Source organism: Streptomyces sp. NPDC127098, from assembly GCF_042722465.1.
GTDB classification, from domain to species: domain Bacteria; phylum Actinomycetota; class Actinomycetes; order Streptomycetales; family Streptomycetaceae; genus Streptomyces; species Streptomyces millisiae.
The window spans coordinates 41,943-65,190 of sequence record NZ_JBHXFJ010000011.1 but is presented as its reverse complement, the minus strand read 5'-3'; the positions used below and the strand labels follow the sequence as shown (position 1 = coordinate 65,190).

3 protein-coding genes are annotated in these 23,248 nt (G+C 74.3%); 1 reads left to right on the top strand and 2 read right to left on the bottom strand.

What is annotated here, in order from left to right:
- Positions 1–15: 15 nt before the first annotated feature.
- Complete coding sequence (locus ACFWI8_RS10040; protein WP_387087997.1) at positions 16–1,512, bottom strand: cation:proton antiporter; 1,497 nt, start codon at positions 1,510–1,512, stop codon at positions 16–18.
- A gap of 15 nt (positions 1,513–1,527) precedes the next feature.
- On the bottom strand, positions 1,528–1,755 hold the full coding sequence (locus ACFWI8_RS10035; protein WP_311597876.1) for a potassium transporter TrkA: 228 nt from the start codon (positions 1,753–1,755) through the stop codon (positions 1,528–1,530).
- A 707-nt stretch (positions 1,756–2,462) separates the two neighbouring features.
- On the opposite strand from ACFWI8_RS10035, the gene ACFWI8_RS10030 reads away from it, so the two are divergent.
- On the top strand, positions 2,463–23,246 hold the full coding sequence (locus ACFWI8_RS10030) for a type I polyketide synthase (protein WP_387087994.1): 20,784 nt from the start codon (positions 2,463–2,465) through the stop codon (positions 23,244–23,246).
- Positions 23,247–23,248: the final 2 nt, after the last annotated feature.

Here is a 23,248-nt window from a genome sequence, read left to right as displayed (position 1 = left end):
GAAATCTTTAGCTGGCTATGAGTCGACCGTGGAGGTCCGTTTCCGGCCAAGTGGCGCCTGCACCAGGGTCTCGTCGGGGAAGCACCAGCGCCAGTCCTCGCCCGGCTCGGCCGACTGGATGATCGGATGCCCCGACTCGCGCGCGTGCTCGCTGGCGTGCCGCCGCGGGGAGTCGTCGCAGCAGCCCACCTCGCCACAGGTGACGCACAGCCGCAGCTCCACCCAGCTGCTGCCCTCCGCCAAGCACCGCGGACACACCTCGGTGTCGGTCTCGGTCACCCGGATCCGGTCCAGGTGGGTGCAGGAGGTGCTGATCGTCTCCTCCCGCACGTACCGCCAGCCGGGACGCAGCAGCCAGTCCGGCATCAGCCGGGCCGCGCGGCGCGAGTGCGTGGCCAGCAGCGGGCTGAACACCGCGAGCGCCAGCACGTAGACGGCGACGAACGGGCCGATCCGGCCGTCGAGCCCCGCCGCGAGCGCCAGGCTCGCCAGGATCAGTGAGAACTCGCCGCGTCCCAGCATCGTCAGGCCGACATTCACCGCCCCCCGCTGGTTGAACCCGAAGAGCCGGGCCGCGACCACGCCGGCGGCCAGGTTGCACACCAGCGTCACCGCGACCGCGACCACCACCGGCAGGGCCACCGCCCCCAGGTGGGCGACGTCGATGGTCAGCCCGAAGGTGACGAAGAAGATGGCGGCGAACACGTCCCGCAGCGGCAGCACCAGGCGCACCACCCGCTCCCTGATGTCCGTCCTGGACAACACGAGACCGGTCATCAGCGCGCCGATCGCGTCCGAGACGCCGAGCCGGTCCGAGACCCCGGCCACCAGCACGACGAGGCCGATCGTCAGCACGGCGAACAGCTCGTCCTCCCTGCTGTCGACCAGCGTCGCCGCCGCCCGCGCGCCGAACCTCGCCACCAGGAAGAGCAGCAGCAGGAACCCGAAGCTCGCCGCCACGTCGGCCGCCAGGCCGGCCGCCGAGCCGGCCTGGGAGAGCACGGGGGAGAGGAGCGCCAGGTAGAGGGCGAGGAACAGGTCCTCGATCACGACGATCCCGAGGATCACCGGGGTCTCGGCGTTGGTGAGCCGGTGCAGCTCGATCAGCAGCTTGGTGACGATCGCGGAGGACGAGATGCCGAGCGCGCCCGCGATCACCAGCGCCTCGGAGCCGCCCCAGCCGAGGACGAGGCCGAACAGCAGGCCGGCCAGGACGTTGATGCCGATGCAGACCGCCGCGGCGAGGAACAGCCGGCGACCGCCGCCGACGACCTGGTCGACCGGGAACTCGACCCCCAGGTGGAACAGCAGCAGCACCAGGCCGAACGCCGCGACCACCGTCAGGTCCCCCGGGTGGCGCACCAGCTCGGGCCCCGGGGTGCCGGGCCCGAAGGCGATGCCGACCAGCATGTAACAGGGGATGGACGGCAGCCCGAACCGCCGGGCGAACCGCGCCAGCACCCCGGCGACCAGCACCGTGGCGCCGATGCCCAGGAGGTCGGCGTGCGGCATGCCGGACGCGCTCCCTCAGGCCTCGAAGAACGTCGCCGAGAGCACGGCGCTCACCTTGCGGGCCTGCTCCTCCGTCAGCTCGATCACGGCCGTCGGCTCCGCCGAGGCCGTCGCGAAGACATAGAGGTCCCGCACGCCGCCCGACCTCATGATGACCGAGATCCGCTGGTCGGGCCGGCCCAGGTCGATGTCGTACCGCTTCCCCACGCCCGGCAGATCCTGCACGTGCACGCCCTTGCCCATGACCGCTCCTCCTCCGCGCCGATATCGGGCATTCAAACATTCAAAGGGTCGTCAAAACCGGACGGCTCGCCTCCCGTTGTGATGGCCGGAATGATGTTCCACCGGCAGGTGCCACTCGTACTATCGCGCCGTCATATCCAGTGTCTGAACGACTACCGAAGGTGCGTACGGGGTGTCCCTGTCACCGTGCTGGCCAGCGAGAACGGGGCGACGTCGCGCCGGGGTGCGCGTGAGCGACCCTTTCTGGCGACGTGCAGAAAAAGGGTCGAGGGGATGGCGAAGTCGTTTCGCCGGAATTTCCGGAGACCTCGGAGAGGCGCGGAGAGAGCTTTTGCGGGCACCGTTCCCGGCGGTGCTGTGACAGGAATTCGAGAAGGTGGAATTATTCCTGTCGGACCGCTGGCCCACGGGATTCTGTCACGGCGTGACGTGGCCCGCAAGGGGGTTCCGGTGTGAGTTTTGCGGCTCCCACCTGCGGCTTCCCTTGATGATCTACACTCTGCGGGTTGTGTCGAATCGCAACTGCGACGTTCCCGGGTGGAGCTGCTGCGGGTTTTGTGAGGGGCTTGGTGTGGTGCTGAATTAGTACGCCTGTGTCGTTTCCTCGTCCGGGTGGCCGGATAATCTTTGGCCTGGATGTCGGCTCTGCTGCTCTTGAGGGGTTCTGAGACTGTATGGTGCGTGAAACTAACGGACCGGCGTCACCGTTGAGCGGATCGCACGAGCCCGTGGCCGTGGTGGCCATGGGCTGCCGCCTCCCCGGCGGGGTCGACGGTCCCGACGCGCTGTGGCGACTGCTGGCCGATGGGCGGGACGCCATCGGCCCGTTCCCCGAGGACCGCGGCTGGGACGTCGCCGGCGCGGCGGCCGCCGACCCGGCCGCACCCGGCCACAACTACCAGCACCAGGCTGGCTTCATCCACGACGCGAATCGATTCGACGCGGCGTTCTTCGGGATCTCGCCACGTGAGGCGCTGGCCATGGACCCCCAGCAGCGGCTCCTGCTGGAGACCGCCTGGGAGACGCTGGAACGCGCCGGGATCGACCCGACCAGCCTGCGCGGTAGCGACACCGGCGTCTTCGTCGGCGCCATGGCGGGGGACTACGGACCCCGCATGGACGAGGGCTCGCCGCTCGAGGGCCACATCCTGACCGGCACCACCGGCGGCGCGGCCTCGGGCCGTGTCGCCTACACGCTCGGCCTCGAGGGCCCGGCCCTCACCGTCGACACCGCCTCCTCCGCCTCCCTGGTAGCGCTCCACCTGGCGGTCCGCTCGCTGCGCTCCGGCGAGTGCGAGCTCGCCCTGGCCGGCGGCGCCACCGTGATGAGCAGCCTTGGCATGTTCATCGAGTACAGCCGCCAGCGCGGCCTCGCGCCCGGCGGCCGCGCCCGGCCGTTCGCGGCCGGCGCCGAGGGCACCGTCTGGGGCGAGGGCGTCGGACTGCTGCTGCTGGAACGGCTCTCCGACGCGCGGCGCAACGGACACCGGGTGCTCGCCGTGATCCGGGGCAGCGCCGTCAACCAGGACGGCGCCTCCGACCGCTTCACCGCGCCCAGCGGCCCCGCACAGGAGCGCCTCATCAGGGCGGCCCTGGCCGACGCCGGGCTCACCACCGCCGACATCGACGTGGTGGAGGCGCACGGGACCGGGACGACGCTGGGCGATCCGATCGAGGCGGGCGCCCTGCTGGCCACGTACGGTCAGGACCGTCCCAGCGAACGGCCGCTGTTGCTCGGCTCGTTGAAGTCGAATATCGGTCATGCTCAGGCCGCCGCCGGCGTGGCCGGTGTGATCAAGATGGTGTTGGCGTTGCGGCACGGTGTGGTTCCCGCGACGTTGCACGTGGACGAGCCGACGCCGCACGTCGACTGGTCCTCGGGCGCCGTCGAGCTGGTGACCGCCGCCACCGACTGGCCGGAGAGCGGACGCCCCCGCCGCGCCGGCGTGTCCTCGTTCGGCATCAGCGGGACCAACGCCCACCTCATCCTCGAACAGGCGCCGGCCGACGCGCCGCCGCCCGAGACACCCGCGGCATCCCCCCTCCTCCCCGTGCCGTGGTCGCTGTCGGCCAGGACCGAGGGCGCGCTGCGCGCCCAGGCCGCCCGCCTGCTCGAACACCTCGACGGCGTGGACCGGCCGGACACCGCGGCGATCGCGCACGCCCTGGCCTCGGGACGGGCCACCTTCGACCACCGGGCCGTCGCCGTCGGCCACGGTCCGGCCGAACTCCGGCACGCCCTCCGGGCGTTGAGCGCCGGGGAGGCACATCCCGACCTCCGCACCGGCATCGCGACCACTCAGGGCGGCGGCACCGCCTTCCTCTTCTCCGGGCAGGGCAGCCAACGCCTCGGCATGGGGCGGGAGCTGTACGCCGCCATCCCCGCCTTCGCCGAGGCCCTGGACGAGGTCTGCGACCACCTCGACCCCCACCTCGGGTGCGCACTACGCGCGGTCATGTTCCAGGCGCCGGACGACCCGGACGCGGTACCGCTCGACCAGACCCGCTTCGCCCAACCCGCGCTGTTCGCCGTCGAGGTCGCGCTGTACCGGCTGGTGAGCCGGCTCGGCATCGTCCCCGACCGGCTGATCGGGCACTCGGTCGGCGAGCTCACCGCCGCTCATGTGGCGGGTGTGCTGTCGCTCACCGACGCCGCCAAGCTGGTGGCGGCGCGCGGTCGGCTGATGCAGGACGCCACCCCGGGCGGCGTCATGCTCGTGGTGCACGCTCCGGAGCACGAGGTGGCCGCCGAACTCACCGACGCGGCCGACCGGCTGGTCGTCGCCGCGGTCAACTCGCCCACCTCGACCGTTGTCGCCGGAGACGCCGGCGCCGCGGCGGCCCTCGCCGCCCGCTTCGCCGAGCGCGGCTGGCGCACCCGCCGACTTCGGGTCTCGCACGCGTTCCACTCGCCGCACATGGACGGCGTGCTCGCCGAGTTCCGCGCCGTCGCCGGCAGCGTCAGCTACCACCCGCCGACGATCCCCGTCGTCTCCAACGTCACCGGCCAGCTGGCCACCACGGAGCAGCTGACCAGCCCCGACTACTGGACCGAGCACATCAGGCGGCCCGTCCGGTTCCGGGACGGCGTCGACACCCTGCGCGCCCTCGGCACCACCACCTACCTCGAACTGGGTCCGGACGCCGCCCTCACCGCGCTGGTCGAGGAGACCCTGGCCGCCGCGCACTCCACCGGCCACCTCACCACCGCGCTCTTCAGCCGTCGCCAACCCGAGCCCACCGCCCTGATCCGTGGCCTGGCCGGCCTCCACGTCCACGGCGTCTCCCCCGACTGGACGGCGCTCCTCGGGGAGCGGCCACGCCCCACCGAGGACCTGCCCACCTACCCCTTCCAACGCGAGACCTACTGGGCGCCCAGCCGCTCCCACCGGTCGGGGCAAGCCGGCCCCGACACCCACGACCACTCCCCGCACGACGGAGAGTCCACCCTCGGCCTCGAGTGGCTGCCGCTCGACGTGGCGCCCGACGACCCCGCGCCCGACGACTGGGCGGTGCTCGGCGACGACGACCTGGGCACCGGCCTGCCCCGCCACGTCCGGCTCGCCGCGATCGGGCAGGGCCCCACCGTCCCCGCCGTGGTCATCACCATGGCCACCTCCCACCCCAGCACGGACGACGAGGAGCCCCCCGTCTCCGCTCGGCGCGCGATCCAACGGGCCGCCGCCCTGCTGCGCACGTGGCTCGCCGACGAGCGCTTCGCCGACTCCCGGCTGGTCGTCGTCACCCGCGGCGCGGTCGCGGCCACCCCGGGCAGCCCCGTCCCGGGCCTCGCCGACGCCGCCGTCTGGGGGCTCGTCCGCTCGGCGCAACGTGCCAACCCGGGGCGCGTCACCGTCGTCGACCTGGACGAGAACAGCCGCCCGGCTGCCGTGCTGGGCGCCGCCGTCGCCACCGGCGAACCCCAACTCGCCGCCGCCGCCGACAGGCTGTACGTGCCCCGAGTACGGCGGGCGACCGCCACGGCGACCCGGGCCACCGCGCCGGACCCCACGGGCACCACCCTCATCACCGGACTCCCCAGCCCACAGGCCGCCGCACTGGCCAGGCAGCACGCGGCCGGCCACCCCGAAGGCCGCCTGCTCCTGGTCGGCAGGCGCGGCGAAGACGCCCCCGGCACCGCCCAGCTGCGCGCCGAACTCACCGCCTCGGGCACCGAGGTGGCCGTCGTGCCCTGCGACGTCGCGGACCCGGAGGCAGTGGCCGCGCTGCTCGACGACATCCCCGCCGACCGCCCCCTGACCGCCGTCATCCACGGCGCCGGCGCCCAGGACGACGGCCTCCAGCGCACCATCGCCGGGGCCTGGCACCTGCACCGGCTCACGCGCGACCTCCCGCTGTCCGGATTCACCCTGCTCGCCGCCCCGGCCGGACTGCTCGGCGCCCTCGACGGTCGCAACGGCGCCGCGGCCGACACCTTCCTCGCCGCCCTGGCCGAACACCGGGCCGCCACCGGCCTTCCCGCCACCGCCCTGCACTGCGCCAGAAGCGAGACCGAGGAGACGGACGCCACCCAGTGGGGCATCCGACCGCTGCCCGCCGGCCAGGCCACGACCCACCTCGACCCGGCCGGCCGCGCCCGCGCGCACTGGCTGTTCCCGGCCACCGTCGACGACGCCACCCTGCGCCGGCATGCCGAGGACGGCACGCTTCCCGCCGTGCTCGACGGCCTGGCGCCCGCCGGACTCCGCCGCGTCGCGGAGCCGCCGCCCGGCACCCCCGCCCCGCGCGCGGTGGCAGCCGACGACCTCGCCCAGCTCACCCGGCTCGTGCGCACCCACGTCGCCTCGGTGCTCGGCCACGGCGACGCCGACACGCTCGACCTCGAAGAGACCTTCAAGAACCTCGGGTTCGACTCGCTGACCGGTGTCGAACTGCACAGGCACCTCGCCACCGCGACCGGGGAACGCCTCCCGGCCACCCTGATCTACGACCACCCGACCCCCGCCGCCCTCATCGACCACCTCGCCGAGCGGCTCGGCATCCGCCGGGCACCGACCGGCCAGGCGCGCCGCCCCGTCCGGCCGGTCCTCGCCGACGACCCCATCGCCGTCGTCTCGATCGGCTGCCGCTATCCGGGAGACGTGCGGTCACCCGAGGACCTGTGGCGGCTGCTCACCGAAGGCGTCGACGCCGTCGGCGACTTCCCCACCACCCGCGGCTGGGACCTGGACGCCCTCTACGACCCGGAACCGGGCAAGCCGGGCAAGACCTACACCCGCCACGGCGCGTTCCTGCGGGACGCCGACGCGTTCGACGCCGCGTTCTTCGGAATCTCGCCGCGCGAGGCGCTGGCGATGGACCCGCAGCAGCGGTTGCTGCTCGAGACGTCGTGGGAAGCGCTGGAACGGGCCGGAATCGACCCGACCAGTCTGCGCGGCAGCGACACCGGCGTCTTCGTCGGCGTCATGCCGCAGGACTACGGGCCGCGCGCCACCCAGGCGCCCGAGCAGCTCAGTGGCTCGCTGCTGACCGGCAAGACCACGAGCGTGGCCTCCGGCCGCATCGCCTACGCGCTCGGCCTCGAAGGCCAGGCCGTCACCGTGGACACCGCGTGCTCCTCGTCGCTGGTCGCGCTGCACCTCGCCGCGCGGGCGCTGCGCGCGGGCGAGTGCCGGCTGGCGCTGGCCGGCGGGGCGACGGTCATGGCGACGCCCGAGATCTTCACCGAGTTCGGCCGCCAACGCGGACTCGCCGCCGACGGGCGGATCAAGCCGTTCGCGGCGGCCGCCGACGGCACGGCATGGGGCGAGGGCGTCGGCCTCGTCCTGCTGGAGCGGTTGTCGGACGCCCGCCGCAACGGTCATCCGGTCCTGGCCCTCATGCGCGGCTCGGCCGTGAACCAGGACGGTGCCTCCAACGGGCTGACCGCGCCCAACGGCCCGTCGCAGCAGCGGGTGATCAGGCAGGCGCTGGCCGATGCCGGTCTCGCCGCCGCCGACGTCGACGTCGTGGAGGCGCACGGCACGGGCACCACCCTGGGCGATCCGATCGAGGCGGGGGCGTTGCTGGCCACCTATGGTCAGGACCGTCCGGCCGAACGGCCACTGCTGCTGGGCTCGGTGAAGTCCAACATCGGCCACACCCAGGCGGCGGCGGGCATCGCGGGCGTCATCAAGACGGTGCTGGCGATGCGGCACGGGGTGCTGCCCGCCACCCTGCACGTGGACGAGCCCACCCCACACATCGACTGGACGAGCGGTGCCGTCGAGCTGGTGACCGAGAGCACCGGCTGGCCCGCCGTGGACCGGCCACGTCGCGCGGGTGTCTCCTCGTTCGGCATCAGCGGCACCAACGCCCACGTCATCCTCGAACAGGCGCCGGCCTCACCGCCCGCACCGGCAGCGCCGATCGGCGAGACCCCCGTGCTCTGGCCGCTGTCCGCCAGGACGCCGGACGCCCTGCGCGCCCAGGCCGGGCGGCTGCTCGACCATCTCGACGCCACACCGGCGCCGGACCTCGCCGCCATCGGGCGCACCCTCGCCACAGGGCGCGCCGCGCTCGAACGCCGGGCTGTCGCCGTCGGGCACACCCTGCCCGAACTCCGGGCCGCGCTCGGGGCGTTGGCGGCAGGCCGGACCGATGCCGGCCTCGTCGTGGGCGCCCCCGACGGCGCCCAGGGGCGCACGGCGTTCCTCCTCGCCGGCCAGGCCGCCCAGCGGGCCGCCATGGGGGCCGGTCTCTACCGCGCGGTGCCCGCCTTCGCCGAGGCGCTCGACGACGTCTGCCAGCACCTCGACCCGCACCTCGACCGGCCGCTGCGGCCCCTGCTCCTCGCCGACCCGCACACCCCGGAAGCCGCCCTCCTCGACCAGACCCGCTACGCGCAACCCGCGCTGTTCGCCGTCGAGGTCGCGCTCCACCGGTTGACCACCCGGCTCGGCATCACGCCGGACCTGCTCATCGGCCACTCCCTCGGCGAGCTCGTCGCCGCCCATCTGGCCGGCGTGCTCTCCCTGCCGGACGCGGCCACCCTGGTGGCGGCGCGCGGTCGGCTGATGCAGGACGCCACCCCCGGCGGGGTGATGATCGCCGTCCAGCTCCCCGAGGCGGAGGTGGCCACCGCGCTCACCGGCCTCTCGGACCGCGTCGTCATCGCCGCCGTCAACGGGCCGCGCGGCACCGTGCTCGCCGGCGACGCCGAGGTGACGCGGGAGGTCGCCGCCCGACTCGCCCCGCGCCCCGAACACCGCCGCGAGCTGCGGGTCTCGCACGCGTTCCACTCGCCGCACATGGACGGCGTGCTCGCCGAGTTCCGCGCCGTCGCCGGCAGCGTCAGCTACCACCCGCCGACGGTCCCCGTCGTCTCCAACGTCACCGGTGAGCTGGCCACCACGGAGCAGCTGACCAGCCCTGACTACTGGACCGAGCACATCAGGCGGCCCGTCCGGTTCCGGGACGGCGTCGACACCCTGCGCGCCCTGGGCACCACCACCTACCTCGAACTCGGACCCGACGCGACCCTGGCGGGCCTGGCCGAGGAGACCCTGGCCGCCGCGCACTCCACCGGCCACCTCACCACGGCGGTGCTGAGCCGCCGCCACCCGGAGCCGGTCGCCCTGTGGACCGCACTGGCCCGACTGCACGTCCACGGGATCTCCCCTGACTGGGCCGGTCTGTTCGGCGAGGCGGCCGGTGCCGCCACCGACCTGCCCACCTACGCCTTCGAGGGGCAGCGGTTCTGGGCGGATGCCGCCACATCCGGGCGCCTGGCCGGGGCCGACGCGGTGGACCACCCGCTGATCGACGCCCGGCTGGTGCTGGCCGACGACGAGGGCGAGTTGCTGACCGGGAGCCTCGCCACCGCCGCGCTGCCCTGGATGACCGACCACACCATCGCCGACACGCCGCTCTTCCCGGCCGCGGGCTTCGCCGAACTCGCCCTCACCGCCGGGGACCTGGTGGGCTGCCGCGTGCTGGGCGAGCTGACGCTCGAGACCCCGCTCGCGCTGCCCGCCGAGGGGACAGTGAAGCTGCAGGTTCGCGTCAGCGCCCCCGACGACGCCGGACGGCGCTCCCTCGCCGTCCACTCCCGCGTCCGCGAGGACGCGTCGTGGACCCGGCACGCCGCAGGACGCCTCGAACCCGACGACGCGCGGGAGCCGGCCGGCGAGCCGCTCACCCCGTGGCCGCCAACCGAGGCCGAGGCCCTTGACGTCGACGACGTGTACGCCGGCCTCGCCGACCGCGGCTACCGGTACGGCCCCGCCTTCCGGGGCCTGCGCGCCGCCTGGCGGCGCGGGGACGAACTCCTCGCCGAGGTCGAGCTGCCCGACACCGTCGAGCACGGCCAGTCCGGCGGTGACTTCGCCCTCCACCCCACGCTGCTCGACGCGGCCCTCCACCTGGCCGCCGCCGAAGAGACCGGCCGGTTGCGACTGCCCTTCGCCTGGACCGGACTGCGGCTGCACGCCACCGGCGCCCGCCGGCTGCGGGTGCGGCTCACGCCCACCGGCACGGACCGCCACGCCCTGCTCCTGACCGACACCGACGGGCGGCCCGTGCTCACGGCGGAGGCGCTGACCTGGGCCACGGCCGACGCCGACCGGCTGGCGGGCTCCGGCACCGCCCGGGACGGCCTTTCGCGGCTCGCCTGGCTGCCGCTGGCCGCCCCGACCGAGCCGGCGCGCACCACCGGGTGGGCCGTGCTCGGGGACGACGACCTCGGACTCGGCGGCCGCCGCCACCCCGACCCGTCCGCGATCGAGGAACCCTTCCCCGAGGTGGTTCTCGCACCGGTCGCCGGCCCGGACCCCGACCGGTCGCTGCCCGACGCCGTCACACACGCCGCGGAGCGGGTGCTCGACCTCGTGCAGCGGTGGCTGGCCGAGGAGCGGACCGCCGCCTCGCGCCTGGTGCTGGTGACCCGCGGGGCGACGACCGGCACCGACGCGGCCGCCCTGGCCCAGGCCGCGGTCTGGGGCCTGGTGCGGTCGGCCCAGACCGAGCACCCCGGCCGGTTCTCCCTGGTCGACCTGGCGGACGACCACTCCGCCACCGCCGCGGCGCTGCCGGCGGCCGCTGCCGCCGGGGAGCCGCAGGTCGCCGTGCGCGCCGGCGAACTCCTCGTGCCGCGGCTGCGACGGGTGACCCAGCCGCCGAGCGACACCCCGCGCGACCAGGAAGCCCCGGGCACCGTCCTGATCACCGGCGGCACCGGAGCGCTCGGAGCCGTGCTGGCCCGGTTCTACGCCGTCTCCCGCCCGGGCTGCCATCTGCTGCTGCTGAGCCGGCGGGGCCCGGAGGCCCCGGGGGCCGACCAGCTGCGCGCGGAACTGACCGGGCTCGGCGCCCGGGTCACCATCAGAGCCTGTGACGTGACCGACCGCGCCGCGCTCGCGGCCGAACTCGCCGCGCTGCGTGCGAAGTACCCCCTGACCTCGGTGGTGCACGCGGCGGGCGTGCTGGACGACGCCACCGTCGAGTCCCTGGACGCCGAGCGGCTCGGCCGAGTGCTGCGCCCCAAGGTCGCCGCCGCTTGGCACCTGCATGAGCTGACCAGGGACACCCCCCTCGCCGAGTTCGTCCTGTTCTCCTCGATAGCCGGCACGATCGGCACCGCGGGGCAGGCCAACTACGCGGCGGCCAACGCCTTCCTCGACGGCCTCGCGGACCACCGGCGCGGGCTCGGCCTGCCCGCCGTCTCGCTCGCCTGGGGGCCATGGGCCGCGGACGGCGGGATGGCGGCGGCGCTGACCGATGTCGACCTCGCCCGCTGGCGCGGCATCGGCATCAGCCCGCTGTCCGAGGACGAGGGCCTCACGCTCTTCGCCCGGGCCCTCACCCTGGACGAGGCCAGGCTGTGCCCGGTGCGGATCGACGCGGCGACGGCGACGTCCAGGACCACGGCCGCCGCCCTGCCCGCGGTCCTACGGGGCCTGGTCAGGACGGCGCGGCGCGTGGTGGCGGCCAGCGAAGGGACCGGCGGTTCCGTGCTCCGGGATCGGCTCGCCGGCCTGCCCGCGGAACAGGCGGTCGCGGTCGTGCTGGACGTGGTGCGTGAGCAGGCGGCGGCCGTGCTCGGCATGCGGGACCCGGCCGCCGTCGAACCCGAACGCGCCTTCAGGGAACTCGGCTTCGACTCGCTGGCCGCCGTCGAGTTGCGCAACGGGCTCAACGCGGTCGCCGGCTCGCGGCTGCCCACCACGCTGGTCTTCGACCACCCGACCCCCCTCACGCTGGCCCGCTTCCTGGCCGCCGAGCTGGGCGCCGCCGGCGCCCCGGCGACCGCCCCCGCCCCACGGCTGATCCCGCACGCCCTGGACGAGCCGGTGGCGATCGTGGCGGTCGGCTGCCGCTACCCCGGCGGGGTGCGCTCGCCGCAGGACCTGTGGCGACTGGTGACGGACGGCGCGAACGCGGTCGGCGAGTTCCCCACCGACCGTGGCTGGGACACGCACGCGCTCTACGACCCGGAGCCGGGAGTGCCGGGGAAGACCTACTCCCGCCACGGCACGTTCCTCTACGACGCGGCGGGCTTCGACGCCGAGTTCTTCGGGATCTCGCCGCGCGAGGCGCTGGCGATGGACCCGCAGCAGCGGCTGTTGCTCGAGACCTCGTGGGAGACGCTGGAGCGGGCCGGGATCGATCCCCGTGCACTGCGGGGCAGCCGGACCGGCGTTTACGTCGGCGTCATGCACCACGACTACGGCGCCCGGCTCCCCGGGATACCCGACGCCGTCTCCGGCTACTACGTGAACGGCACCGCGGGCAGCGTCGCGTCCGGCCGGGTGTCCTACGCCTTCGGCTTCGAGGGTCCGGCGATGACGGTGGACACGGCGTGCTCGTCCTCGCTGGTCTCGATGCACCTCGCGGCACGGGCGCTGCGCTCGGGCGAGTGTGACCTGGCGCTGGCCGGCGGCGTCACCGTGCTGGCGACGCCCGACGTCTTCACCGAGTTCAGCCGGCAACGCGCGTTGGCGCCCGACGGGCGGATCAAGCCGTTCGCGGCGGCCGCCGACGGCACGTCCTGGGGCGAGGGCGTCGGCCTCGTCCTGCTGGAGCGGCTGTCGGACGCCCGCCGCAACGGTCACCAGGTGCTGGCACTGGTCCGTGGCTCCGCGGTGAACCAGGACGGGGCGTCGAACGGGCTGACCGCGCCCAACGGGCCGTCCCAACAGCGGGTGATCCGCGATGCGTTGGCGAGTGCCGGGCTCGGCACGTCGGACGTGGACGTGGTGGAGGCGCACGGCACGGGCACGACGCTGGGCGATCCGATCGAGGCGGGGGCGTTGCTGGCCACCTATGGTCAGGACCGTCCGGCCGAACGGCCACTGCTGCTGGGCTCGGTGAAGTCCAACATCGGCCACACCCAGGCCGCCGCCGGCGTGGCCGGCGTGATCAAGATGGTCGAGGCGATGCGGCACGGGGTGGTGCCGGGGACCCTGCATGTGGACGAGCCGACGCCGCATGTGGACTGGTCGTCGGGGGCGGTGGAGTTGGTGACGGCCAACACCCCCTGGCCGGGCGTGGACCGGCCGCGCCGCGCGGGCGTCTCCTCGTTCGGCATCAGCGGCACCAACGCCCACGTCATCCTCGAACAACCCCCCGCGATCGCGGACCCCACCCCCGCCGAGCACGACTCCTCGCCGGCGCCGCGAGGGGCGATGCCCTGGCTGCTGTCGGCCAGGGACGACGCGGCGCTGCGTGCGCAGGCGGCACGGTTGCTCGCCCGTACCGCCGACGAGGAGGCACCCCCCGCCCAGGACGTGGCCTGGTCCCTGATGACGACCCGGACGTCCCTCGAGCACCGGGCGGTGGCCATCGGTGCGGACGACGAGGAACTTCGCGCCGCGCTGGGTGCCCTGGCAGCCGGCGAGACGCACTCGGGGCTGGTCACGGGCGAGGTCGTGCCAAGCGGGCGGCTCGCCTTCCTCTTCACCGGGCAGGGCGCCCAACGTGTCGGAATGGGGAGGGAGCTGTACGAGACGTTCCCCGCCTTCGCCGAGGCCTTCGACGCCGTCTCCGCCACGCTGAGCCGGCATCTCGGGACATCGGTGCGCGAGGCCGTCTTCGCCGCCGACAGCCCGCGGGCACGCGAGGCGCTGCAGCGCACCGAACTGGCCCAGGCGAGCCTGTTCGCGGTGGAGACCGCCCTGTTCCGGCTCGTCGAGTCCTGGGGACTGCGGCCCGACCACCTGGTGGGCCACTCCCTCGGCGAACTCGTCGCGGCCCATGTGGCGGGGGTGTGGTCCCTCGAGGACGCCAGCGCCGTGGTGGCGGCGCGCGGCCGGCTGATGGGAGCCATGCCGGCCGGTGGTGTGATGGTGTCGCTGCGCGCCGGCGAGACCGCCGTGCGCGAGTCCCTGGAGGGTTACCAGGACCGGGTGTGCGTGGCCGCCGTCAACGGGCCGGCGAACATCGTCATCTCGGGCGAGGCGGACGCCGTCCAGGAGGTGGCGGAGCGGTGGCGCGGCCGGGGGGTCGAGCCCCGCCGGCTGCGGGTGAGCCACGCCTTCCACTCGCCGCACATGGACGGCATGTTGGAGGAGTTCGGCCACGTCGTGGCCGGCGTCTCGGCGCGCCCGCCCCGGGTGCCGGTCGTCTCCAACGTGACCGGACGTCTCCTCACCGACGAGGAGGCCCGCTCGCCGGAGTACTGGACGCGGCAGGTCCGCCAGCCGGTGCGGTTTCACGACGGCATGACACACCTGCGCGAGCGCGGAGTGGGTGCCTTCCTCGAGCTGGGGCCCGATGCCGTACTGACCGTCCTCGGCCAGGAGTGCCTGGTCGAGGAGACCGGCGGGGAGGCCGCCCCGACGCCCCTGCTGATTCCGGCGCTCCGCCGTGACAGGGCCGAGCCGCGCGCGCTGCTCGACGCCGTCGCCCACCTGCACGTCCGCGGCCTCGCCGTCGACTGGCGCGCTCTCGTCGGAGGCGGAGACGCCAGGACCGTCGACCTGCCCACCTACGCCTTCCAACGTGACCGGTACTGGATCGCTTCGAGCGACGCGGCCGGGGACCCGGACACCCTGGGGGTGGCCGACGGCGACCACCCGTTGTTGGGCGCGGCCGTGGCACTGGCCGGCGAGGACAGCCATGTCTTCACCGGTAGGCTCTCGTCGCACACCCATCCGTGGCTGGCGGACCACGCCGTCCGGGACGCGCCGCTGCTCGCCGGGACGGCACTGGTCGAGCTGGCGCTGCGCGCGGGCCGCGAGGTCGGCCGCGACCTGCTCGAGAACCTCACGCTCGAAAGGCCGCTGCTGCTGCCCGCGACCGGCGCCGTGCGGATCCAGGTGCTGCTCGGTCCCGCGGACGACCAGGAACGTCGGGCCGTCACCATCCACTCCCGGCCGGCGGACGCGCCCGACGAACTCCCCTGGATCCGCCACGCCACGGGCTCCTTCGCCCCCTTCGCGGGCGGGCCGGTGCCGGGCACCGGTGGAACCACGGCCTGGCCGCCGGCCGACGGCGTCCCGCTCGACGTCGCCGAGCACTACGCGCGACTGGCCGCCCGCGGCTACCAGTACGGCCCCGCGTTCCGAGGGCTCGTGGCGGCCTGGCAGGACGGGCATGCCGTCCACGCCGAGGCCGCTCTCCCCGAGGCGGCCGGTCGGGCCGACGGCTTCGGTATCCACCCCGCCCTGTTCGACGCCGCGCTGCACGCCGCCCTCCGCTCGTCCGACGAAACGGTCGTACCGTTCATCTGGCGCGACGTCCGGCTCCACGCCACCGGCGCGAGCGTGGTGTACTCCCACGTCGACGCCAGCGACCCGGAGCGCTTCGCGATCACGCTCAGTGATCCGAACGGCGCTCCCGTCCTGACCGTCGGCTCCCTGACCCTGCGGCCGGCCCCGGACCTCGCCCCGACGAAGCCGGGGAGCGAGGACCTGTACCAGGTGGCCTGGGAGTCCCTTTCCCTGCCCGAGCCTTCGGCCCCGGCCGAAGGGGTGGCGACGGCCCCGCGGTTGGCGGTGCTTGGCAGCGGCGAGGAAGCCGACGTGCTCACCGACGCCGCCCGCGCCGCAGGGGCCGAGGTGACCGGCCATCAGGACGTCACGGCCCTGCGGTCGGCGCTCGCGGCCGGCGACCCCGTGCCCGATGCCGTCCTCGTGCCCTGCGCCGAACCCGGCGCCCGCACGGAAGCTGACACCTCGTCGGCCACGCACGCCACGGCACGGGCGGCCCTCGACCTGCTGCGGGCCTGGCTGAGCGACAGCCTTCTCGCCGGAGCCCGGCTGGTCCTCGTGACCCGGCGCGCCGTCGCGGCACGGGACGGCGAAGACGTGCCCGGCCTGGCCGCCGCCCCCGTGTGGGGCCTCGCGCGATCGGCCCAGACAGAGAACCCGGGCCTGTTCGTCCTCGTCGACCACGACGGCGACCCGGCGTCGCTCCGCCTGCTCACCGGTGCTCTCGCCACCGAGGAGCCCCAACTCGCCCTGCGTGCGGGTGCCTGTCTCGTACCACGGTTGGCGAGGGAACAGGCGGCCGCCTCCACGCGCCTCGTCGCGCCGGCCGAGGGCCCCTGGCGGCTGGACTTCACGGCCCCCGGGTCGGTCGAGAACCTGGCCCTCAAGCCCCACCCCGACTTCGATCGGCCGCTGGCCGAGGGCGAGATCCGCGTCGGGCTGCGCGCCGCCGGCCTCAACTTCCACGACGTGATGACCGGGCTCGGGCTCGTCTCCGACGGTCAGCCACCCGGTGGAGACGGCGCCGGCATCGTGCTGGAGACCGGCCCCGGCGTGCGGGACCTGGCGGTCGGGGACCGCGTCATGGGCCTGTTCACCGTCGGCACGGGACCGGTCGTGATCGTCGATCGACGGTTGGTCGTCCCGATACCCGAGGGGTGGAGCTACACCGAGGCGGCGACCCTGCCGGTGGCCTTCCTCACCGTGTACTACGGGCTCATCGACCTCGCCGCCATCAGGCCGGGCGAGCGTCTGCTCGTCCACGCGGCGACGGGCGCCGTCGGAATGACGGCGCTCCAACTCGCCCGCCACTGGGGCGTCGAGGTGTACGGCACGGCGAGCCCGGGCAAGTGGGAGACGCTGCGCGCGCAGGGGCTCGACGACCGGCACATCGCCAGTTCCCGCACGCTGGAGTTCGAACAGCACTTCCGTACCGGCACTGGCGGGCGCGGCGTCGATGTCGTCCTCAACTCCCTCGCCGGCGACTTCGCCGACGCCTCGCTGCGGCTCCTGGCGTCCGGGGGCCGGTTCGTGGAGATAGGCCTGACCGATGTCCGGGAGGCCGAGGCAGTGGCCGCCCAGTACGACGGGGTCGCCTATCACGCCTACCACGCCGCCCATGACCCGGGCGCGGACCGCGTCCAGGAGATGCTCGGCCAACTCCGGGAGCTCTGCCTGGCCGGCGTACTCAGGCCGCTGCCCAGCACGATCTGGGACATCAGGCAGGCACCCGAGGCCCTGCGCCACCTCGCGCTGGCCAAGCACACGGGCAAGGTCGTGCTCACCGTTCCGCCCACCGCCGACCAGGCGCGGAGCACCACCGCGGGCACGGTGTTGATCACCGGCGGAACCGGCGTGCTGGGTCGGTTGGTCGCTCGTCACTACGCGCGTGAGGGTCGGGCCGGTCATGTGGTGCTCGCGGGTCGGCGTGGTGCGGACGCGCCGGGTGCCGCGGAGATCGTCGCGGAGTTGGCGGAGTGTGGTGTGAGCGCCGCCGTGGTGGCTGCCGACGTGGCGGATCGGGAGGCGTTGGCCGGGGTGATCGCCGGCCTGCCGGCCGATCGTCCGCTGACCTCCGTGGTGCATGCGGCGGGCGTGTTGGATGACGGTCTGGTCGGTGCGTTGACGGCGGAGCGGTTGGCGGCGGTGTTGCGGCCGAAGGTTGATGCGGCCTGGCATCTGCACGAGCTGACCCGGGACCTGGATCTGGACGAGTTCGTGCTGTTCTCCTCGTCGGCGGGAACGCTCGGCACCGGAGGCCAGTCGGCCTACGCGGCGGCCAATGTGTTCCTCGACGCGCTGGCCGCGTACCGCCGTGCGCGAGGGCTGCCGGCCGTCTCGCTCGGCTGGGGGCTGTGGGCCGAGGCCAGCGGCATGACCGGACACCTCACCGAAGCCGACCAGGCCCGGATGGCCCGCCTCGGCCTCACTCCGATGAGCACCGACCACGGCCTTGGACTCCTCGACGCGGCGCGGGCCGTCGACCGGCCGCTGCTGCTGCCGATGACGGTCGACACCGCGGCGCTCGGCGCCTCCCCCGACCTTCCGGCGACGCTGCGTGGCCTGGTCCGGGGACGGACCCGCGGAGCAGCCGTGCTCGGCGTGGCGTCCGCCGCCCGCACCGTCGCCGACTCCGCCCTGGCGACCCGCCTGCGCGGGCTCACCGAAGGCGAGCGGGCCCGGACCCTTCTCGACCTGGTGACGCGCGAGGCCGCGATCGTCCTGGGGCGGGCGGACGCGGGCGGAATCGGGACAGAGCGGCGGTTCTCGGAGATCGGCTTCGACTCCCTCACCTCCGTCGAGCTGCGCAATCGGCTCAACGCCGCGACCGGGCTGCGGCTGCCGGCCGCCCTGACGTTCGACTACCCCACTCCGGAGGCCCTCGCCGGGGAACTGCTGATCCGCCTCACCGGACGACAGGAGCCCGCGGCGGCCCCGGGTGCCGAGCACACGGGCGTCCGCACGGACGACGAACCGATCGCGATCACGGCCATGGCCTGCCGCTTCCCCGGCGGGGTGCGGTCGCCCGAGGACCTGTGGCGGCTGGTGTTCGAGGGCGTCGACGCCATCGGGCCGTTCCCGACCACCCGCGGCTGGGACCTGGACGCGTTGGTCGACCCCAATCCCGACCGGTCGGGGACCACCTATGTCGCGCAGGGTGGATTCCTGCACGACGCGGGGGAGTTCGACGCGGAGTTCTTCGGGATCTCGCCCCGTGAGGCGCTGGCGATGGATCCGCAGCAGCGGTTGCTGTTGGAGACGTCGTGGGAGGCGTTGGAGCGGGCGGGGATCGAGCCCGGCACGTTGCGCGGCAGCCGCACCGGCGTGTTCGTCGGCGCGATCCCCCAGGAGTACGGGCCGCGGCTGACGCAGGCCCCCGCCGAGCTCGGCGGACACCTCCTGACCGGCAACACCACGAGCGTCGCCTCGGGGCGTATCGCGTACGCGTTGGGGTTCGAGGGGCCCGCGCTGACGGTGGACACGGCGTGCTCGTCGTCGTTGGTGGCGTTGCACATGGCGGTGCGGGCGCTGCGTAACGGTGAGTGCGATCTGGCGTTGGCCGGTGGGGTGACGGTGATGCCGGCGCCGGGCGTGTTCGTGGAGTTCAGTCGGCAGCGTGGGTTGGCTCCCGATGGCCGCGTCAAACCCTTCTCCGCGGGGGCGGATGGTACGGCGTGGGGTGAGGGTGTCGGGTTGTTGTTGGTTGAGCGGTTGTCAGACGCGCGGCGTAACGGGCACCGGGTGTTGGCGGTGGTCCGTGGTAGTGCGATCAATCAGGACGGGGCGTCGAACGGTTTGACGGCGCCGAACGGTCCCTCGCAGCAGCGGGTGATTCGGGAGGCGTTGGCTGACGCGGGGTTGACCACGGCTGACGTGGATGTGGTGGAGGCGCACGGGACTGGTACGACGTTGGGTGACCCGATCGAGGCAGGGGCGTTGTTGGCCACCTATGGTGAGGGTCGTCCGGTGGAGCGTCCCCTGTTGTTGGGGTCGCTGAAGTCGAATATCGGTCATACCCAGGCGGCGGCCGGCGTCGCGGGTGTGATCAAGATGGTTCTGGCGATGCGGCACGGGGTGGTGCCGGGGACCCTGCATGTGGACGAGCCGACGCCCCATGTGGACTGGTCGTCGGGGGCGGTGGAGGTGGTGACGGCCAACACCCCCTGGTCCGAGGCGGAGCGGCCACGGCGCGCCGGCGTGTCCGCGTTCGGCATCAGCGGCACCAACGCCCACGTCATCCTCGAACAACCCCCCGCGATCGCGGACCCCACACCTGGCGAGCAGGACTCCTCGCCGGCGCCCCGAGGGGCGATGCCCTGGCTGCTGTCGGCCAGGGACGACGCGGCGCTGCGCGCCTACGCGCGCACCATGCTCGACCGCCTCGCGGGGGAGACCGGGACGGATCCGGCGGCCATCGGGCGTGCCCTGGCACAGACCAGGACGGCACACGAGCATCGGGCCGTCGTCCTCGGTGGCGAACTCGGCGAGTTCCGCGCCGGGCTCGCGGCCCTCGCCGCGGGGAAGGAAGCCGACAACCTGGTGACCGGCACCTCCGGCGGGCAGCCGGGCGGCACGGTCTTCGTCTTCCCGGGCCAGGGCGCTCAGTGGGCCAGGATGGGCGTCGAACTCAGTGCGACCTCAACGGTGTTCGCGGAGCACCTCGCGGCCTGCGCCGATGCGCTCCGGCCGTACACCGGCTGGGAGCTGCTCGACGTGCTCACCGAGGCCGACGGCGCGCCGCCGCTCGATCGGGTGGACGTGGTCCAGCCCGCGCTGTTCGCCGTGATGGTGTCGCTGGCCAGGCTGTGGGAGTCGCTCGGCATCACTCCGGACGCCGTCGTCGGGCACTCCCAGGGCGAGATCGCCGCCGCGCACATCGCGGGCGTGCTGACGCTCGAGGACGCCGCCCTCGTCGTGGCCCGTCGTTCCAAGGCGCTCACCGCGCTCGCCGGCAGCGGCGGCATGGTCTCACTGCCGCTCGACCGCGACCGGGCCGCCGAACTACTCGTCCCCTGGGCCGGCCGGCTGACCGTCGCCACCGTCAACGGCCCCGGCAGCACCGTCGCGGCGGGCGAGGCCACCGCCGTCGAGGAGCTGCTCGCGCACTGCGCAGACCGGGGGATCGGGGCCCGCCGAATCCCGGTGGACTACGCCTCGCACTCACCGTGGGTCGACGCCGTCCGCGACGAACTGCTCGCCCAACTGGCGACGGTGCGCCCTCGCACGCCCGAGATCCCCTTCCACTCCACGGTGGCCGGCCTGTCGGGTGGGCCACTGCCAGAAGGCACCGCCCTTGACCACGCCTACTGGTTCGAGAACCTCCGCGAGCCCGTCGAGTTCGAGAGCGCCACGCGTGGCCTGCTGGCCGCGGGCCACACGCTGTTCGTGGAGGTCAGCCCCCATCCGGTGCTGGTGCCCGCGATGCGCGAGACGGTCGAGGCCCACGGCGCGGACGACCGCGTCGCCGTCGTCGGTACACTGCGCCGCGGCGAGGGCGAACGACGGCTGCTCACCTCGCTGGGCACGGCGGTCGCGCACGGTTCAACCCCCGACTGGCCCGCCGTGCTGGGCGTGGGACCGGCCGACCCCGCCGAACTGCCCACCTACCCGTTCCAACGTCGCCGCTACTGGCTCGACCCGGCGGGTACCGCGGGCGCCGCGCCCGACCCGGCGCCCGATCCCGCGCAGGCCGCCGAGCGGGAGTTCTGGGGCGTCGTCCTCCAGGAGGACCCGACCACCCTGGCCGGCATGCTCGGGCTCGCCGACCCCGGGGCGCTGACCCCCCTGGTGCCGGCGCTCGCCTCCTGGCGCCGGCGCGGCGTCGACCGCTCCCGCATCGACTCCTGGCGCTACCGGGAGTCCTGGGAGCCGTACACCGAGCTTGGCCGGGGCGACGCCGCCGGCGTTCCCAGCGGCACCTGGCTGCTGCTGATCCCCGCAGGCCATGCCGAGCACCCCTGGGTGAACGCCGTCACGGCCGCCCTTGAGGCGCGCGGCGCCGAGCCCCTGCCCATCGTCCTCGACCCCGCCATACCGGAGCACCAGACGCTGGCCGAACCGCTGCGCGCCGCAGTCACCGCCGCCGGCCGGCCGCCGGCCGGCATCCTCTCCCTGCTCGCCCTCGACGAGGGCCCGCACCCGGTCAAGCCGACCCTGCCGGTCGGCCCGACGCTGAACCTCGCGGTGATCAGGATCCTGGAGGAGGCCGGCGCCACCGTCCCCGTGTGGTGCGCCACCTTCGGCGGCGTCGACGCTGGCCAAGGCGGCACGAGGCTCAGCCCCACCCAGGCCATGATCTGGGGGGCCGGACGATCCATCGCCCTGGAGAACCCGGAGGTCTGGAGCGGGTTGGTCGACCTGCCGGCGTCACCGGAGGACACGGTGATCGCCCAGCTGAGCGCGGTGCTCGGGCAGCACGACGCCGAGGACCAGATCGCCCTCCGGCCGGCCGGAGCCCTGGTGCGACGCCTCGTCAGGGCTCCCCTCACCACCGCGCCCGCCGACACGGAGTGGCGGCAGCGCGGCACCACCCTGATCACCGGCGGCACCGGCGGCCTGGGCGCCGGCGTCGCCCGCCGGCTGGCCGCCCGCGGCGCCGAGCACCTGCTGCTGGTCAGCCGCCGCGGGCCGCAGGCCGAGGGGGCCGCCGAACTCGCCGCCGAACTGCGAGCGCTCGGCAGCCGGGTGACCCTGGCCGCCTGCGACATCGCCGACCGCGACGCGCTGGCTCGGCTGCTCGCCGAGGTCCCCGCCGACCTGCCCGTCCGCGCGGTCGTGCACACCGCGGCGGTCAGCGTCTACCGGCCCGTCGCCGAGAGCACCCTGGACGACGTGGACCAGGTGCTCGTCGCCAAGGTGCGGGGCGCGGTCAACCTGGACCGGCTGCTCGCCGACGCGCCGCTCGACGCCTTCGTGCTCTTCTCGTCAGCGACCGGCACCTGGGGCGGCGCTGGCCTCGCCGCCTACGCGGCCGGCAACGCCTTCCTCGACGCGCTCGCCGCGCGCCGCCGCGCCGACGGCCTACCGGCCACGGCGATCGCCTGGGGTACCTGGGGCGGCTCCGGTCTCGGCGCCGACGAGCGGACCCGCGCCTTCATGAACCGGACGGGCGTGCACTCCATGCCGCCCGAGCAGGCCATCGACGCCCTCGAACTCGCCATGGCCGTGGGGGAGTCCGGACTCACCGTCGTCGACGTCGACTGGGACGCCTTCGCCCGCTCGTACGCAGCGGTCCGCCCCGCGCCGCTGCTCTCCGGCATCCCGGAGGCCCGCCGGGCCATGACACCGGCGGGTGAAGCCGGTGCGGACGACGACGGCCCGCGCGGAACCGCGTTCGTCGAGCGGCTCGCCGGCCTCCCGGCCGCCGAGCAGCACGCCGCCCTGCTCGACCTGGTGCGGGCCGAGGTGGCGGCGGTGCTCGGCCACGACAGCCCGAAGGAGGTGGCGGCCGACCGCCCCTTCCAGGACCTGGGGTTCGACTCGATGACCTCCCTGTCGTTGCGTGTCAGGCTGCGGGTTGCCACCGGGCTGCGCCTGCCGGCCACGCTGGTGTTCGACCATCCGACCGCGGACGCCCTCGCCGGCTGGCTGCGCCAGGAGATCCTCGGCGCCCAAGCCCCCGACGAGCCCTCGGTGTTCGGGCAGCTCGACCAGTTGGAGGCGGCCCTGGCCAAGGTCGAGGACCCGGTCGCCCTCCGGGCCCAGGTCACTTCCCGGCTCAGCCAACTGCTCGACACCTGGCGAGAGCTGTCGGTCGGCGCCCCCGCCGACGGGGCGCGGCTCAGCCAGGCGTCCGACGAAGAACTGTTCCAGATGCTCGACGACGAGTTCGGCATCTCCTGACC